15 protein-coding genes are annotated in these 15,736 nt (G+C 69.0%); 10 read left to right on the top strand and 5 right to left on the bottom strand.

Annotation, left to right across the window (positions count from 1 at the left end):
• The first annotated feature begins 13 nt into the window (after positions 1–13).
• On the top strand, positions 14–1,138 hold the full coding sequence (gene disA / locus ACWC1K_RS02185) for a DNA integrity scanning diadenylate cyclase DisA (RefSeq protein WP_390700322.1): 1,125 nt from the start codon (positions 14–16) through the stop codon (positions 1,136–1,138).
• A 137-nt stretch (positions 1,139–1,275) separates the two neighbouring features.
• Complete coding sequence (locus tag ACWC1K_RS02180; RefSeq protein WP_450828018.1) at positions 1,276–1,740, top strand: RICIN domain-containing protein; 465 nt, start codon at positions 1,276–1,278, stop codon at positions 1,738–1,740.
• A gap of 98 nt (positions 1,741–1,838) precedes the next feature.
• On the opposite strand, the gene ACWC1K_RS02175 is transcribed toward ACWC1K_RS02180, so the two are convergent.
• Positions 1,839–2,651 carry a hypothetical protein gene (locus ACWC1K_RS02175; RefSeq protein ID WP_450828016.1) on the bottom strand — a complete coding sequence of 271 codons (813 nt, stop codon included), beginning with the start codon at positions 2,649–2,651 and terminating at the stop codon, positions 1,839–1,841.
• Positions 2,652–2,801: 150 nt separating this feature from the next.
• On the opposite strand from ACWC1K_RS02175, the gene ACWC1K_RS02170 reads away from it, so the two are divergent.
• The 5 genes from ACWC1K_RS02170 to cseC all read left to right on the top strand — a co-directional run bounded on the left by ACWC1K_RS02170 (position 2,802) and on the right by cseC (position 7,313).
• Positions 2,802–3,758 (top strand): A/G-specific adenine glycosylase, encoded by a 957-nt coding sequence (locus tag ACWC1K_RS02170; RefSeq protein ID WP_450828014.1) that lies wholly within the window; start codon positions 2,802–2,804, stop codon positions 3,756–3,758.
• Positions 3,759–4,022: 264 nt separating this feature from the next.
• Positions 4,023–4,562, top strand: coding sequence for a SigE family RNA polymerase sigma factor (locus ACWC1K_RS02165; protein WP_123966700.1), 540 nt, complete (start codon positions 4,023–4,025; stop codon positions 4,560–4,562).
• Positions 4,550–5,218 carry a hypothetical protein gene (locus ACWC1K_RS02160; protein WP_450828012.1) on the top strand — a complete coding sequence of 223 codons (669 nt, stop codon included), beginning with the start codon at positions 4,550–4,552 and terminating at the stop codon, positions 5,216–5,218. The genes ACWC1K_RS02165 and ACWC1K_RS02160 overlap by 13 nt, the downstream gene beginning before the upstream one ends.
• A 41-nt stretch (positions 5,219–5,259) precedes the next feature.
• Positions 5,260–5,964 carry a two-component system response regulator CseB gene (gene cseB / locus ACWC1K_RS02155; RefSeq protein WP_450828010.1) on the top strand — a complete coding sequence of 235 codons (705 nt, stop codon included), beginning with the start codon at positions 5,260–5,262 and terminating at the stop codon, positions 5,962–5,964.
• A gap of 11 nt (positions 5,965–5,975) precedes the next feature.
• Entirely contained in the window at positions 5,976–7,313 is a 1,338-nt protein-coding gene (gene cseC, locus ACWC1K_RS02150) for a two-component system sensor histidine kinase CseC (protein ID WP_450828008.1), read from the top strand.
• 354 nt (positions 7,314–7,667) lie between these two features.
• On the opposite strand, the gene ACWC1K_RS02145 is transcribed toward cseC, so the two are convergent.
• Complete coding sequence (locus ACWC1K_RS02145) at positions 7,668–9,245, bottom strand: MDR family MFS transporter (RefSeq protein WP_450828006.1); 1,578 nt, start codon at positions 9,243–9,245, stop codon at positions 7,668–7,670.
• Positions 9,246–9,370: 125 nt separating this feature from the next.
• Here ACWC1K_RS02145 and ACWC1K_RS02140 point away from each other — a divergent pair, with 125 nt between their 5' ends.
• Positions 9,371–9,967 carry a TetR/AcrR family transcriptional regulator gene (locus ACWC1K_RS02140; protein WP_450828004.1) on the top strand — a complete coding sequence of 199 codons (597 nt, stop codon included), beginning with the start codon at positions 9,371–9,373 and terminating at the stop codon, positions 9,965–9,967.
• Positions 9,968–9,981: 14 nt separating this feature from the next.
• Here ACWC1K_RS02140 and ACWC1K_RS02135 read toward each other — a convergent pair whose 3' ends face one another.
• Positions 9,982–10,677, bottom strand: a complete 696-nt coding sequence (locus ACWC1K_RS02135; RefSeq protein ID WP_450828002.1) for a M23 family metallopeptidase — start codon at positions 10,675–10,677, stop codon at positions 9,982–9,984.
• A 447-nt stretch (positions 10,678–11,124) separates the two neighbouring features.
• Here ACWC1K_RS02135 and ACWC1K_RS02130 point away from each other — a divergent pair, with 447 nt between their 5' ends.
• Positions 11,125–11,724, top strand: a complete 600-nt coding sequence (locus tag ACWC1K_RS02130; RefSeq protein ID WP_450828000.1) for an HAD family acid phosphatase — start codon at positions 11,125–11,127, stop codon at positions 11,722–11,724.
• Positions 11,725–11,792: 68 nt separating this feature from the next.
• Here the strand turns inward: ACWC1K_RS02130 and ACWC1K_RS02125 are convergent, their stop codons facing one another.
• A complete protein-coding gene (locus tag ACWC1K_RS02125; RefSeq protein WP_450827998.1) occupies positions 11,793–14,318 on the bottom strand; it encodes an ATP-dependent Clp protease ATP-binding subunit in 2,526 nt (841 codons plus the stop codon).
• 430 nt (positions 14,319–14,748) lie between these two features.
• Between ACWC1K_RS02125 and ACWC1K_RS02120 the strand changes: the two genes are divergently transcribed.
• On the top strand, positions 14,749–15,360 hold the full coding sequence (locus ACWC1K_RS02120; RefSeq protein WP_450827996.1) for an SCO3374 family protein: 612 nt from the start codon (positions 14,749–14,751) through the stop codon (positions 15,358–15,360).
• Between the two features lie 8 nt (positions 15,361–15,368).
• Here ACWC1K_RS02120 and ACWC1K_RS02115 read toward each other — a convergent pair whose 3' ends face one another.
• Positions 15,369–15,704: a histone-like nucleoid-structuring protein Lsr2 gene (locus tag ACWC1K_RS02115; RefSeq protein ID WP_450758695.1), complete on the bottom strand. Its 336-nt coding sequence runs from the start codon at positions 15,702–15,704 to the stop codon at positions 15,369–15,371.
• Positions 15,705–15,736: the final 32 nt, after the last annotated feature.

Raw genomic sequence — 15,736 nt, 5'->3', positions numbered from 1 at the left:
CCGGAGGAGTGCAGTGGCAGCCAACGACCGGGCGGCAGCTCCCGGAAAGTCCGGCGGGAGTTCCGGTGCCGATGGCCTGATGCGCGCCTCACTGAGCGCCGTGGCTCCCGGCACGGCCCTGCGCGACGGACTCGAGCGGGTACTCCGCGGCAATACGGGCGGTCTCATCGTGCTCGGCTTCGACCGGACCGTCGAAACGATGTGCACCGGCGGTTTCGTGCTGGACGTCGAGTTCACGGCCACCCGCCTGCGCGAGCTGTGCAAGCTGGACGGCGGCATCGTGCTCTCCTCCGACCTCTCGAAGATCCTCCGGGCGGGCGTGCAGTTCGTGCCCGACGCGACGATCCCGACCGAGGAGACGGGCACCCGGCACCGCACCGCGGACCGCATCTCCAAGCAGGTCGGCTTCCCGGTCGTCTCCGTCTCCCAGTCGATGCGTCTGATCGCCCTGTACGTCGACGGTCAGCGCCGTGTACTGGAGGACTCCGCGGCGATCCTGTCCCGCGCCAACCAGGCCCTCGCGACCCTGGAGCGCTACAAGCTCCGCCTGGACGAGGTCGCGGGCACCCTGTCGGCGCTGGAGATCGAGGACCTGGTGACGGTCCGCGATGTGTCGGCGGTGGCCCAGCGCCTGGAGATGGTGCGCCGCATCGCCACCGAAATCGCGGAGTACGTGGTCGAACTGGGCACCGACGGGCGTCTCCTCGCCCTGCAGCTCGACGAGTTGATCGCGGGCGTGGAGCCCGAGCGCGAGCTGGTCGTCCGGGACTACGTCCCCGAGCCCACGGCCAAGCGCTCCCGCACGGTCGACGAGGCCCTGTACGAGCTGGACGCCCTCACCCACGCCGAGCTCCTCGAACTGCCCACGGTGGCAAGGGCGCTGGGCTACACGGGCTCGCCGGAGGCACTCGACTCGGCGGTCTCGCCCCGCGGCTTCCGCCTCCTGGCCAAGGTGCCGCGCCTTCCCGGCGCCATCATCGACCGTCTCGTGGAGCACTTCGGGGGCCTGCAGAAACTGCTCGCCGCAAGCGTCGACGACCTCCAGACGGTCGACGGCGTGGGCGAGGCCCGGGCCCGCAGCGTTCGGGAAGGTCTTTCGCGGCTGGCCGAGTCGTCCATTCTGGAGCGGTACGTCTGAGTTCCTGGCCGGACGCCCCAACTCCTGGGCGCTTCCCCCCGGTTGCCCTAAATACCGTTGCCTGGAGTGATCACGCGAGGTAGCGTGACGCCGACCGTTTCGTTCGATTTTTAATTCGAACTCGGAGGGGGAACTCCATGAAGAAGCGCCTCATAGGAACGTTAGCCGCTGCGGCCGTTCTCGCCCCAGCGTTGACCCTTGCGGGCTCAGGGCAGGCATTCGCCGCCGGCAACCGCGTGACCTGGAAGAACAACTGGGTCGGCGGGTATCTGATGTACGTCAACCACCGGGTCCGTCTGTCGGGGGACGGCGTAGACCCCGGCCAGAGCTCGACCGTGTGGTGGACCGAGTACAGGCAGTCCGACGGCACCTACTTGATGAAGTTTGGCAACGGGAAGTGCCTCGACAGCAACAGAGACGGTGACGTGTACCTTCTCGACTGCAACGGTGGCGACTACCAGAAGTGGTACGAGATCCACGACTCCGCCGGCTGGATCCTCAAGGACAAGGCCACCGGGCTCGTCCTCGACACGGGGGGCACGGGAGTGGTCTACACCGACAGGCAAAGCGGCTCCCCGAACTCGGCCCAGCGCTGGAGCTGAACCTCAGTTCACACCACAGTGAAGAGACACCCCCGGCCTCGTCGAGACCGGGGGTGTCCCCTTTCCCGACCGTCCTGGACAGCCCGCAGAGGCCCTGCTCAGTCGGCCGACAGCACGAAAGACACCTGCACCTTCCCGAACCCGGGCGCCGCCGCCTCCACCAGATACGTACCGGCCCCGGCCGAGCCCGCCGGAGGCGTCGCGCACTCGGGAGCGCTCGGCTTCCGGTCCCACTTCACGGTGTAGGTGATGCGGCTGCGGTTGGGCACCCGGAAGACCAGGCTGCCGGAGCCCTGGGGGCAGTCGGCGGAGGACCAGTAGTCGTCGTCGGTGCCCGCCTCGGTGATCGTCAGCACCGCGCTCTTCGGCCCGAGGTCGATCTTGCAGTCGAGGCCCGAGGTGTTCGTCGCGGTCAGCAGCAGCGTCGGCGTCTGACCGGGCGAGTACGTGTTGTGCAGACTCCGCACCGTCAACGTCACCGCGTTCCTGGTGCAGTTGGGGATCGAGGAAGTCGCCGGAATCGTGTCGCCCCGGCCGACCCCGATGGCGGAGCCGACACCGGCCGTGCCGCCGCCGGCCGACCCGTCGGAACCCCCGGACCCGGAGTCCGAGCCGGAACCGGAACCCGAACTGCCCCCGGAATCGGACCCGCTGGATCCCCCGCCGCTCGACTCGTCCCGCCCGCCCGGCGCTTGGCTGATCGCGGGACCCGAACTCGACGGCCCCGCAGTGATCGTGGGCGCGGGGGTGTTGCCGTTCGCCCCGTCGTCCTTCTTGCCGCCGCCACCGCCCGACAGGACGATCCACGTGATCAGCAGCGCCAACAAGGCCACCACAGACACGAGTACGACCCTCCGGCGCCAGTAGATGGAGGAGGGGAGCGGCCCGACAGGATTGCGCAGAGATCCCACGGCGCAAACTGTACGAGAGATCGGGCGGTTCGCTGGCCCCACCCGCCGCCGGTTCGTCAACTTTTCCGGATCATCATTCCGGTCCGCACGACGCACCGCGCGCGGGACGGCGGCCCAACCGCCCGGGGCCATGGCAGGATCGGAAACGCCATGACTGCGCCCACGAAGCTCCCGCACAGCAGCCCCGCCGACGGCCCGGCCGACGCCCTCGCCGGCTCCCCCCTCGGCGAGGGCCACGAGACCCTCCATGCCTCCGTCATCGACTGGTTCGACGAACACGCCCGCGACCTGCCGTGGCGGCTCCCGGAAGCCGGCCCCTGGGGTGTGATGGTCAGCGAGTTCATGCTGCAGCAGACGCCCGTCAGCCGCGTGCTGCCCGTCTACGAGCAGTGGCTGGCCCGCTGGCCGCGCCCCGCCGACCTGGCCAAGGAGGCCCCCGGCGAGGCGGTCCGCGCCTGGGGCCGGCTCGGCTACCCGCGCCGCGCTCTGCGACTGCACGGCGCCGCCGTGGCCATAACGGAACGGCACGGCGGGGACGTACCGACCGACCACGCCCAGCTCCTCGCGCTGCCCGGCATCGGCGAGTACACGGCCGCGGCCGTCGCCTCCTTCGCGTACGGGCAGCGGCACGCCGTGCTCGACACCAATGTCCGCCGGGTCCTCGCGCGCGCCGTCACCGGCGTCCAGTACCCGCCGAACGCGACCACCGCCGCCGAACGCAAGCTGGCCCGCGCCCTGTTGCCCGAGGACGAGCGGACCGCCGCGCGGTGGGCGGCCGCCTCCATGGAGCTGGGCGCGCTCGTCTGCACCGCCAAGAACGAGTCCTGCCACCGCTGCCCCATCGCCGCGCAGTGCGCCTGGCGGCTCGCGGGCAAGCCCGAGCACGACGGGCCGCCGCGGCGCGGCCAGACGTACGCGGGGACGGACCGGCAGGTGCGCGGCAAGCTGCTCGCCGTACTGCGCGAGGCCCACGCGCCCGTGCCGCAGTCGGCCCTCGACCGGGTGTGGCACGAGCCGGTGCAGCGCGCGCGGGCGCTCGACGGGCTCGTCGCGGACGGTCTCGTGGAGCCGCTGTCCGGTGGTTTGTATCGGCTGCCGTTGACGTAACCGCTCGTAACGTCACGCCGCATCACACCCCACCGACCTGCCAAATCGCCCCATAACCACGCGATTCGGTGCGCCTGTTTACCCCGTTCCTACGTCCGTTACACAACCGACGGACAGCCGATTGCTAGCCGAGCGTTGCTTCGGACAACGCCGTGACAACACCTCCGTAGCTTCATTTGCGTGCCCGGCAGAAGCGGGCTGTTACGGAAAAGACCGACGGGCGATCAAGCCGGCCGGGCAACGGGGATCGGGAGGCGGTTCGACATGGCGCAGGGCGAGGTGCTCGAGTTCGAGGAGTATGTCCGCACGCGGCAGGACGCGCTGCTGCGCAGCGCCCGTCGGCTGGTCCCGGACCCCGTGGACGCGCAGGACCTGCTCCAGACGGCGCTCGTGCGCACCTACGGCCGCTGGGAGGGCATCGCGGACAAGCGGCTCGCGGACGCCTACCTGCGCCGGGTGATGATCAACACGCGCACCGAGTGGTGGCGGGCCCGGAAACTGGAGGAGGTCCCCACCGAGCAGCTGCCGGACGCCTCGGTCGACGACTCCACCGAGCAGCACGCGGACCGTGCCCTGTTGATGGACATCATGAAAGTGCTGGCTCCCAAGCAGCGAAGCGTCGTGGTCCTGCGACACTGGGAGCAGATGTCGACGGAGGAGACGGCCGCGGCCCTGGGCATGTCGGCCGGAACGGTCAAGAGCACGCTGCACCGGGCGCTCGCCCGGCTCCGCGAGGAGCTGGAGAGCCGCGATCTGGACGCACGCGCGCTGGAGCGTGGGGAGCGGGAGCGTTGCGCGGCCTGACCGGGGCCGGGCCCGAACGGGCCCTAGGCAGTTCACAGGCGGTGATCACGGTGGGGGCCGTGTTCGCCGCCGTCGCCCTTTTCACCACCGCGTGCGGCAAGGGGGGCACGGGTGCCCGGGACGAGGGCCCGGCACACGCATCGGCGATCGCGGGTTCCGTCGCCTCCCCCTCACCCAGCCCGTCCGGGGGCTTTCGGCGGGTGGACCCGGTCTCGCTGATCAAGCAGGACTCGAAGGTCTCCCCAGCGGTGAAACGCGAGCTGCAGCCATGCAGCGGCGACGGCTACCCGGTCAAGGCCACCTACGGCTATCTGACCGGCGGATCGGTCAACGACGTCCTCGTCAATGTCTGGAGCTGCGGTGACGAGGTAGGCATCGGTGTATACGTGTACCGGGACGTCAAGGGCACGTACGAGAATGTGTTCAAGGCTGAGGAGTCGCCGGTCTACGCCGAGATCGACGGCACCGACCTGACCGTGGCCAAGCAGGTGTACGACACGAACGACCCGGTATCGAACCCGTCCCGAGAGACCGTGACCACGTACAGATGGAAAGCGGGCCGGTTCGCCCAGCACAGCACCCACGCAACCGACTACAGCGAGCTCGACTCCGGCGACGACGACACGCCCACGCCCACGCCCACGCCGGACCACTGACCCCCACACGCACGCACACCACAAGGACAGAGAGCAACGGGATGGCAGAGCAGACCCACGTCCTGTTCGTCGAGGACGACGATGTCATCCGTGAGGCCACGCAGCTCGCCCTGGAGCGGGACGGCTTCGCGGTCACCGCCATGCCCGACGGCCTGTCGGGTCTGGAGGCGTTCCGGGCCGACCGCCCCGACATCGCCCTGCTGGACGTGATGGTCCCCGGTCTGGACGGCGTCAGCCTGTGCCGTCGGATCCGGGACGAGTCCACCGTTCCGGTGATCATGCTGTCGGCGCGCGCCGACTCCATCGACGTCGTCCTCGGCCTGGAGGCGGGCGCCGACGACTATGTGACCAAGCCGTTCGACGGGGCCGTGCTGGTCGCGCGGATCCGGGCCGTACTGCGCCGCTTCGGACACGCGGGCGGCAGCGACCGGACCGAGATCGCGGAGGGCCCGCTGACCGGTGCCGTGCTCACCTTCGGGGACCTGGAGGTCGACACCGAGGGCATGGAGGTGCGCCGGGCCGGGCAGCCGGTCGCGCTCACCCCGACCGAGATGCGCCTGCTGCTGGAGTTCTCCTCCGCGCCGGGCACCGTGCTCTCCCGCGACAAGCTGCTGGAGCGCGTCTGGGACTACGGCTGGGGCGGGGACACCCGGGTCGTCGACGTGCATGTGCAGCGGCTGCGGCAGAAGATCGGCCAGGACCGGATCGAGACCGTCCGCGGCTTCGGCTACAAGCTGAAGGCCTGAGCGGGGCGGGCATGCGGCGGATACTTCGCTCCCCGGTCCGGCGCATGGAGCGCGCGGGCCTGCACACCGGGCTCAGATGGAAGCTCAGCGCGGCGATCGCGCTGGTGGCCGGCCTGGTGGCGATCACTCTGAGCCTCGTGGTGCACAACGCGGCCTGGGTCTCGATGCTCGACAATGCGCGCGACCTGGCCAATGAGCGCGTCCAGATCGCGCAGCGCAACTACGACCTGAACCGGCGGCCGAACTTCCCCAACATCAAGATCGACGACCCCGACCTGCCGGACGCGCTGCGCGACAAGGTCCTGGACGGCCGCAAGGCCAGCGACGTCATCGACCACGGCGGTCTGCCGGACATCTGGGCGGCCGTGCCGACCAAGGACGGACGGGTGCTGTCCCTGCACAGCCATGTGCCGGATCGTTCCACGAATGTGATGAAGGACCTCGACCAGGCGCTCGTCATCGGCTCCATCGCGGTCGTCCTCGGCGGCAGCGCGCTGGGCGTGCTCATCGGCGGCCAGCTCTCGCGCCGGCTGCGCAAGGCGGCGGCCGCGGCGAACCAGGTCGCCAGGGGCGAGTCGGACGTACGGGTGCGGGACGCCATCGGCGGGGTCGTACGGGACGAGACCGACGACCTGGCGCGCGCGGTGGACGCCATGGCGGACACCCTGCAGCAGCGGCTCGAGGCCGAGCGCCGGGTCACCGCGGACATCGCACACGAGCTGCGCACCCCGGTGACGGGCCTGTTGACGGCCGCCGAACTGCTCCCGCCGGGCCGCCCGACGGAACTGGTCCTGGACCGGGCAAAGGCCATGCGCACCCTGGTCGAGGACGTCCTGGAGGTGGCCCGCCTCGACGGCGCCTCGGAGCGGGCCGAGCTGCAGGACATCCTGCTCGGCGAGTTCGTCACGCGGCGGGTGGCGGCGAAGGACCCGGCCGTCGAGGTGCGGGTGGTGCACGAGTCGATGGTCACGACCGATCCGCGCCGCCTGGAGCGTGTGCTGTTCAACCTGCTCGCCAACGCCGCCCGGCACGGCAAGCCGCCGATCCAGGTCACCGTCGAGGGCCGGGTCATCCGGGTCCGCGACCACGGCCCCGGCTTCCCGTCCGACCTCCTCGCCGAGGGCCCGAGCCGCTTCCGCACGGGCAGCGCCGACCGCGCGGGCCACGGCCACGGCCTCGGCCTCACGATCGCCGCCGGTCAGGCCCGCGTCATGGGCGCCCGCCTGACCTTCCGCAACGTACGTCCGGCGGGCGCACCGGATCACGTGCCCGCGGAAGGCGCGGTGGCGGTCCTGTGGCTCCCGGAGCACGCACCGACGAACACGGGCAGCTATCCGATGCTGCCATAGACGATTCCCGATCCCCCTCCTCTTTGGCGCCGGGCAGGCACCCTCAGCCCGACCGGCGCTCACCTTGCGGCAGGGCAGCCACCCTCTGCCCTCCCTCGGTCACGTTTGAGCCGGGCAAGCACTTTCCAGCCCTCCCTCGTTCACGTTTGAGCCGGCCAGGCACTTTCAGCCCGTCCGGCGTTTGAGGACGAGGCCGTTCAGGCCGATAGGGGGGTCCAGGGGGCGGAGCCCCCTGGCGGGGCCGCAGGGGCAGCGCCCCTGGGACGGGACGGGTAGGGGCGGCGGGGGCGAGGAAACACGACGAAGGCCCCCCGGGGCGGACACCGGCCGGGGAGCCTTCGACTTGCTGGTGGATCAGACGGCCTCGACAACCGCCGCCTGCGCCACCGCCTCGTCGCCGGACTTGGGCGCAGCCGGCCCCGTCCCCCGCAGCGCGACCTCCTTCACGAAGACCGCCGCAACCAGCGCGCCCACGGCCACCACAGCCCCCAGCAGGAAGGCGGAGTGCGTACCCGCGGACACCGCGTGCTGGTACGCGTCCCGCACCTCGACCGGCAGCTTCGCGAGGCTCTTGGCGTCCAGCGCCGCCGACTTCTCGGTGATCTTCGCTCCCAGCCCCCCGGCCCGCTCGGCCATGACGTGCTGGACCCGGTTGTTGAACAGCGCGCCCATGATCGCGACGCCGAAGGACGAGCCGAGCGTACGGAACAGGGTGGTCGAGGAGGACGCGACACCCATGTCCTTCATCTCCACGCTGTTCTGCGCGACCAGCATGGTGACCTGCATCAGGCAGCCCATGCCCAGTCCCACGACCGCCATGAACACACCGGACGTGAACCGCGAGGTGCCGGTGTCCATCGTGGACAGCAGATAGAGCCCGACGCCCATCAGGACGGTGCCGACGACCGGGAAGACCTTGTAGCGGCCGGTGTTGGTGGTCACCCGCCCCGCCACCATCGACGTCACCAGCATCGCGCCGAGCATCGGCAGCAGCAGCAACCCGGAGTTGGTCGCGGACGCGCCCTGCACGGACTGCTGGTACAGCGGCAGGTACAGCGTCGCACCGAACATCACGAACCCGGTGATGAAGCCGATGATGGACATCAGCGTGAAGTTGCGGCTGCGGAAGATGTGCAGCGGCACGATCGGCTCCGCGGCCTTCGTCTGCCAGAACACGAACCCGATGAGGGCGGCGACGCCGATCCCGATCAGCTCCATGATCCGCGCGGACGTCCACGCGTACTCGGTCCCGCCCCAGGTGGTGACCAGCACGATCGAGGTGATGCCGATGGTCAGCAGTGCGACACCGAGGTAGTCGATACCCGCCTTGGCCCGCTTCTTCGGCAGATGCAGTACGGCACTGATCAGACCGAGCGACACCACGCCGAGCGGCAGGTTGATGTAGAACGACCAGCGCCAGCCCCAGTTGTCGGTGATCGTCCCGCCGACCAGCGGACCGCCGATCATCGCGAGCGCCATGACGCCGGCCATCATGCCCTGGTACTTGCCGCGCTCCCGCGGCGGTATCAGGTCACCGATGATCGCCATGACACCGACCATCAGACCGCCCGCGCCGAGGCCCTGGATCGCGCGGAAACCGATCAGCTCGCTCATGTTCTGGGCCATGCCGCTGAGCGCGGAGCCGATCAGGAAGATCACGATCGACGTCATGAAGGCGCCCTTGCGCCCGTACATGTCGCCCAGCTTGCCCCAGATCGGGGTGGAGGCCGCGGTCGCGAGCGTGTACGCCGTCACCACCCAGGACAGATGCTCGAGTCCGCCGAGATCGCCCACGATGGTCGGCATCGCGGTGCCCACGATCATGTTGTCGAGCATCGCGAGCATCATGGTGATCATGAGCGCGAGCAGCACGACCCGTATGCTCTTCGGCTGTTTGTCCGGCTTCGTCTCGGCCGTCTGTGTGTCCGCCATCGTCCCCACTCCCCTGGGCATCTCCCCCCGGCCGGCTACTTACTTGCCGACCGGCTAGTTGACTACACTGGGAAGGTAGACCCGTAACTAGCCGGGCGTCAAGTAAGTTTCTCTGGAGTGCGAGGATGGGCGGCACCATGGACGGCACCAAGCAGCAGCGCCGCGGAGACACCCGCCAGCGCATTCAGGACGTGGCGCTCGAACTCTTCGCCGAGCAGGGCTACGAGAAGACGTCGTTGCGCGAGATCGCCGAGCGCCTCGACGTCACCAAGGCAGCGCTCTACTACCACTTCAAGACCAAGGAAGAGATCCTCGTCAGCATCTTCGAGGACCTCTCCCAGCCGATCGTGGAACTGATCGAGTGGGGCAAACGACAGCCGCAGTCCCTGGAGACCAAGCACGAGATCATCCGCCGTTACAGCGACACCCTGGCCGGCGCGGCCCCGCTCTTCCGCTTCATGCAGGAGAACCAGGGCACGGTCAAGGAACTGCGCATCGGCGAGATCTTCCGCAACCGCATGATGGGCATGCGCGACATCCTCATCGACCCGGACGCCGAACTGATCGACCAGGTGCGCTGCGTCAGCGCGATGTTCACGCTGCATGCCGGGATGTTCGCGCTGGGCGACATCGAGGCCGACCCCGAGGACAAGCGCAAGGCGGTACTCGAGGTCGCCACCGACCTGGTGACACGGGCGCACCAGGCCTCACACCCCTCCTAGGCCGCCGGCACGCCTCAGACGGTCACGCCCTTGGAGCGCAGGAAGGCGACCGGGTCGACGGCCGAGCCGTAGTTCGGGTTCGTACGGATCTCGAAGTGCAGGTGGGGACCGCTGGAGTTACCGGTGTTCCCGGACCGGGCTATGTGCTGTCCGGTGGCCACGACCTGGCCGACCCTGACGTCGATCCGCGACAGATGGGCGTACTGCGAGTAGGTCCCGTTGCCGTGCCTGATCACGATGGCGTTGCCGTACGCGGGCCCGTCACCGGCGCCGTTGCCACCGGCCTTGACGACGGTGCCGCCGTGCGCGGCGACGACGTCCGTGCCGCTCGGCACCGCGAAGTCCTGCCCGCTGTGGGTGGACTGCCACATACCGCCGGCCTGGTTGAAGCTGGCGGAGAGCCGATACTTCTCCACCGGGTGCATCCAGGAGGCGGCCTTCCTTGCGGCGGCGGCCTTGGCGGCCTTCTCGGCGGCCGCCTTCTTGGCAGCGGCCGCCTGGGCAGCCTTCTTCGCGCTCGCGGCGGCCTTGGCCTGCGCGGCGGCCTGCGCCTTGACGGCGCTCGCCGCACTGGACGCGGAGGTGGCATCGGCGGCGGCCGCGACCCCTGCGCCCAGCACGACCGACATTCCGAGGCCGGCGGCCAGGACGGCCGCGCGGCGGCGCAGCAGGGACGTACGGGAGGAGCGGGACGTGACACGCGAAGACATGAAAACCTCGGGAAGACGGGGGCAGAGAAAACCACCCGGCGCACAAGCGGCTCCGGATGGACCATCCCTTGGTAACCCCGGGACCCATCAAGCCCAAAACGTGTGATGTACGACGGCCGCTAGTACTTCACCCCAAAACTTCCCTCTTCTTGACACAGCCCCAATAACGGACGAATCAGTCCGCGACGGCAGAATCACCCCTGAGGCTCCAGAAAAGCGCCCCCTTTTCCCTCCCGCCGGGCCGCCCACTATCCGCGCTAGTACCGGCCGAATCGCCTGTGCGTCATGTCACCGGGCGGCGAGATCCACTCCCCCGCGAAACAACCCGTCATGTGACGCACATCTCTGGCCACTTACCGCCCAGTAACCCTACGGTTCCCCTCACGCCACCCTCGGCGCCGAACATGCACAGGACAACGGCATACGGACGTGAGAGGACCCCCCACCATGACGAGCAGACGCCCCTGGGCGCTCCGCGCAGTGGTCACCGCAGTCTCCGCATCTGCCCTCGTGGCCCTGGCCGCCCCCGCGAACGCGGCAACGAGCACTGCGAAGGTCGACTACGCGACCTGGCAGAAGGACTGCCAGACGGTGATGGACCAGGCGCTGCCTTATCTGAAGCAGCGGATCGCCGCGGCCCAGCCGGGCGAGAAGCAGGCGATCGTCTTCGACATCGACAACACCACGCTGGAGACCGACTTCGGCTTCAGCTTCCCGCAGCCGGCCAACAAGCCCGTCCTGGACGTCGCTCAGTACGCCCAGGAGCACGGTGTCTCGCTGTTCTTCGTCACGGCCCGCCCGGGCATCATCGAAGAGCCCACCGAGTGGAACCTGGAGCACGACGGCTACGACGTCTCCGGCCTGTACGTCCGCGGCTTCTTCGACCTGTTCAAGGATGTCGCCGCCTACAAGACCGCCCAGCGCGTCGACATCGAGAACAAGGGCTACGACATCATCGCGAACATCGGCAACAGCGCCACCGACCTCTCGGGCGGCCACGCCGACAAGACGTTCAAACTCCCGGACTACAACGGGCAGTTGTCGTAACCGCGGGCAGACATGACGAAGGGGCCGGTGCCCGAAAGCACCGACCCCTTCTGGCGTCGCCGTGAGGCCTACGCCTCCTTGCTCAGGTTCGGCCCGGCACCGCCGGCCGCCTGCTCGATCGGCGGGACGTCGGGCAGCGCCGACTTCTCCTCGCCGCGGAAGGTGAAGGTCTGGCTGTCGCCCTCGCCCTCGGTGTCCACGACCACGATGTGACCGGGACGCAGCTCACCGAAGAGGATCTTCTCGGAGAGCGTGTCCTCGATCTCGCGCTGGATGGTGCGGCGCAGCGGCCGTGCACCCAGCACCGGGTCGTAACCCTTCTTGGACAGCAGTTCCTTGCTGGACTGGGAGAGCTCGATGCCCATGTCCCGGTCCTTGAGGCGCTCGTCCACCTTGCTGATCATCAGGTCGACGATCGCGAGGATGTCGGCCTGGGTCAGCTGCGGGAAGACGACCACGTCGTCGACGCGGTTGAGGAACTCGGGGCGGAAGTGCTGCTTGAGCTCGTCCGAGACCTTGTTCTTCATGCGCTCGTAGTTGGACTTGGTGTCACCCTGCGCCGCGAAGCCCAGGTTGAAGCCCTTGGAGATGTCCCGGGTGCCGAGGTTGGTCGTCATGATGATGACCGTGTTCTTGAAGTCCACGACCCGGCCCTGGGAGTCGGTCAGGCGACCGTCCTCCAGGATCTGCAGCAGCGAGTTGAAGATGTCCGGGTGGGCCTTCTCGACCTCGTCGAAGAGGACGACGGAGAACGGCTTGCGGCGGACCTTCTCGGTCAGCTGGCCGCCCTCTTCGTAGCCCACGTAACCCGGGGGCGAACCGAAGAGACGCGACACCGTGTGCTTCTCGCTGAACTCCGACATGTCGAGGGAGATCAGCGCGTCCTCGTCACCGAAGAGGAACTCCGCGAGGGCCTTGGAGAGTTCGGTCTTACCGACACCGGACGGGCCGGCGAAGATGAACGAACCACCGGGACGCTTCGGGTCCTTGAGGCCCGCACGCGTACGACGGATCGCCTTCGACAGCGCCTTGACGGCGTCCTTCTGGCCGATGACCCGCTTGTGGAGCTCGTCCTCCATGCGCAGCAGACGCGAGGACTCCTCCTCGGTCAGCTTGAAGACCGGGATGCCGGTGGCGGTCGCGAGGACCTCGGCGATCAGCTCGCCGTCGACCTCGGCGACGACGTCCATGTCGCCGGCCTTCCACTCCTTCTCCCGCTTGGCCTTGGCGGCCAGGAGCTGCTTCTCCTTGTCGCGCAGGGAGGCGGCCTTCTCGAAGTCCTGCGAGTCGATCGCGGACTCCTTGTCGCGGCGCACGCCCGCGATCTTCTCGTCGAACTCACGCAGGTCCGGCGGCGCGGTCATCCGGCGGATGCGCATCCGGGAGCCGGCCTCGTCGATCAGGTCGATCGCCTTGTCCGGCAGGAAGCGGTCCGAGATGTACCGGTCGGCCAGGGTGGCGGCCTGGACCAGCGCCTCGTCGGTGATCGAGACGCGGTGGTGGGCCTCGTACCGGTCGCGCAGACCCTTGAGGATCTCGATCGTGTGCGGCAGGGACGGCTCGGCGACCTGGATGGGCTGGAAGCGGCGCTCCAGGGCCGCGTCCTTCTCCAGGTGCTTGCGGTACTCGTCCAGCGTGGTCGCACCGATGGTCTGCAGCTCACCGCGGGCCAGCATCGGCTTCAGGATGGAAGCCGCGTCGATGGCGCCCTCGGCGGCACCCGCACCGACCAGCGTGTGCAGCTCGTCGATGAACAGGATGATGTCGCCGCGGGTGCGGATCTCCTTGAGCACCTTCTTCAGGCGCTCCTCGAAGTCACCGCGGTAGCGGGAGCCGGCGACCAGCGCGCCGAGGTCCAGGGTGTAGAGGTGCTTGTCCTTGAGGGTCTCGGGCACCTCGCCCTTGACGATGGCCTGGGCGAGGCCCTCGACGACGGCGGTCTTGCCGACGCCGGGCTCACCGATCAGGACCGGGTTGTTCTTGGTACGGCGGGACAGCACCTGCATGACCCGCTCGATCTCCTTCTCGCGCCCGATGACCGGGTCGAGCTTGGACTCACGAGCGGCCTGGGTGAGGTTCCGGCCGAACTGGTCGAGGACCAGGGACGTCGAGGGCGTGCCCTCGGCAGGCCCGCCGGCGGCGGCGGTCTCCTTGCCCTGGTAACCGGAGAGCAGCTGGATGACCTGCTGCCGCACCCGGTTGAGATCTGCGCCCAGCTTGACCAGGACCTGGGCGGCGACGCCCTCGCCCTCACGGATCAGGCCGAGCAGGATGTGCTCCGTGCCGATGTAGTTGTGGCCCAGCTGAAGGGCCTCGCGGAGCGACAGCTCCAGGACCTTCTTGGCACGGGGGGTGAAGGGGATGTGCCCGGACGGGGCCTGCTGGCCCTGGCCGATGATCTCCTCCACCTGCTGGCGGACCGCCTCGAGCGAAATCCCGAGGCTCTCAAGGGCCTTGGCGGCGACACCCTCACCCTCGTGGATCAGGCCCAGGAGGATGTGCTCGGTGCCGATGTAGTTGTGGTTGAGCATCCGGGCTTCTTCCTGAGCCAGGACGACAACCCGCCGCGCGCGGTCGGTGAACCTCTCGAACATCGTTAATCGCTCCTCAGAGCGGTCAGGCAGTGGGGGGAACTTCCCCTCCCTGTCCTTCCGCAGCTTAGTCCCGCAAGCGGGGACCGCTCATTCCAACTGCCGACACCGTCGATGGCCTCCTGACCCGTGACGCCGACATCTGCTCCAACCCGATGGTGCGAGACGATGTTCCCGCAGGCCAGGTGGTTACCCTCACCATCAGTACGCCGATGGCGAACGTGAGACCACCTTGCCTGCGTGTCGCCCCCTCCCACTAGGGATGTCTTACCCGTTGGGACTGACACTCCATGCCGCGCGCACCGGTTCGCTCCGCTATGGGCGAACAACCTTGCGCCACCCCGCACCCCCGCACGCCCCCTTTTTCGGCACTCTGCGCATCCTCCAGAACACCCAGCGTAACTTGCAAGCTCTTCGGACGGTTGCCCCTGGCATGGTTGGCAGCCTCTCCACGGTCCCGCTCCCCCGCCGGCCGCTCGATCCGGGCGATCGGGTCGGTCGGTTCTACGAGAACGAACTGGGCTGGGCGACAGTGCCCGCGCGCACGGGAAGCCCCGGGTCTCCGGTACGGCTCCGCGTGGGCGACCGCTTCGACGTCCTGGACGTCCCGGCCGAGGCGGGCCGGGCGGGCCTGCGCCATCTCGCGCCGGCTTCCCCGGTGGCCCTGCAGGGGGGCCGGATGCGGCTGCTGGTGGCCGCGGGCAGCGCGGAGGAACTGCCGGGGCTGCTGGACTGGCTGGAGTGGGGGGCGCTGACGCTCGACCTGAGGGCGCTCGGCGCGGGCTGCGTCATGGACGCGCCACTGCCGCCGGGCACGCGGCCTGCGGATCTACGGCCGGTGGGCCGCCCGGGCGTGCAGGGGGCCGCCGTATGGCTGCGGCCCCCCGAGCCGGGGTGCGCGGTCGAGGCCTCGCTGCCGACGCTGTCGGCTGTGAGGGGCGGTGGGGGCGCCCCCGATCTCGTACGACTTGTGGACACAGTGGCAACGCACTGCCACCGGCTGCGGCTGCGGCGCGCGTGCGCCCAGCCGTTGGCCCTGTCGTAGACCAGCGCTCAGGCGTTGGCCTTCTCGTAGGCCTCGCGGATGGACGCCGGGACGCGGCCGCGGTCGTTGACCTCGTAACCGTTCTCCTTCGCCCAGGCGCGGATCTGCGCGGTGTCCTGGCTGCCACCGGCAGCGGCGCGTGCCTTTCCGCGTCCGCCCGAAGCGCGGCCTCCGGTACGACGACCGCCCTTCACGTAAGGCTCGAGAAGGCCACGGAGCTTGTCCGCATTGGCGGTCGTGAGATCGATCTCGTAAGTCTTGCCGTCCAACGCGAACGTGACGGTCTCGTCCGCCTCGCCGCCGTCGAGGTCATCGACAAGAAGGACCTGAACCTTCTGTGCCACCGGATTTCCTTTCATCGATAACTTGAGGGCCG

This window comes from Streptomyces sp. NPDC001492, assembly GCF_053597275.1.
This window is presented reverse-complemented; position numbering and strand designations above follow the sequence as displayed.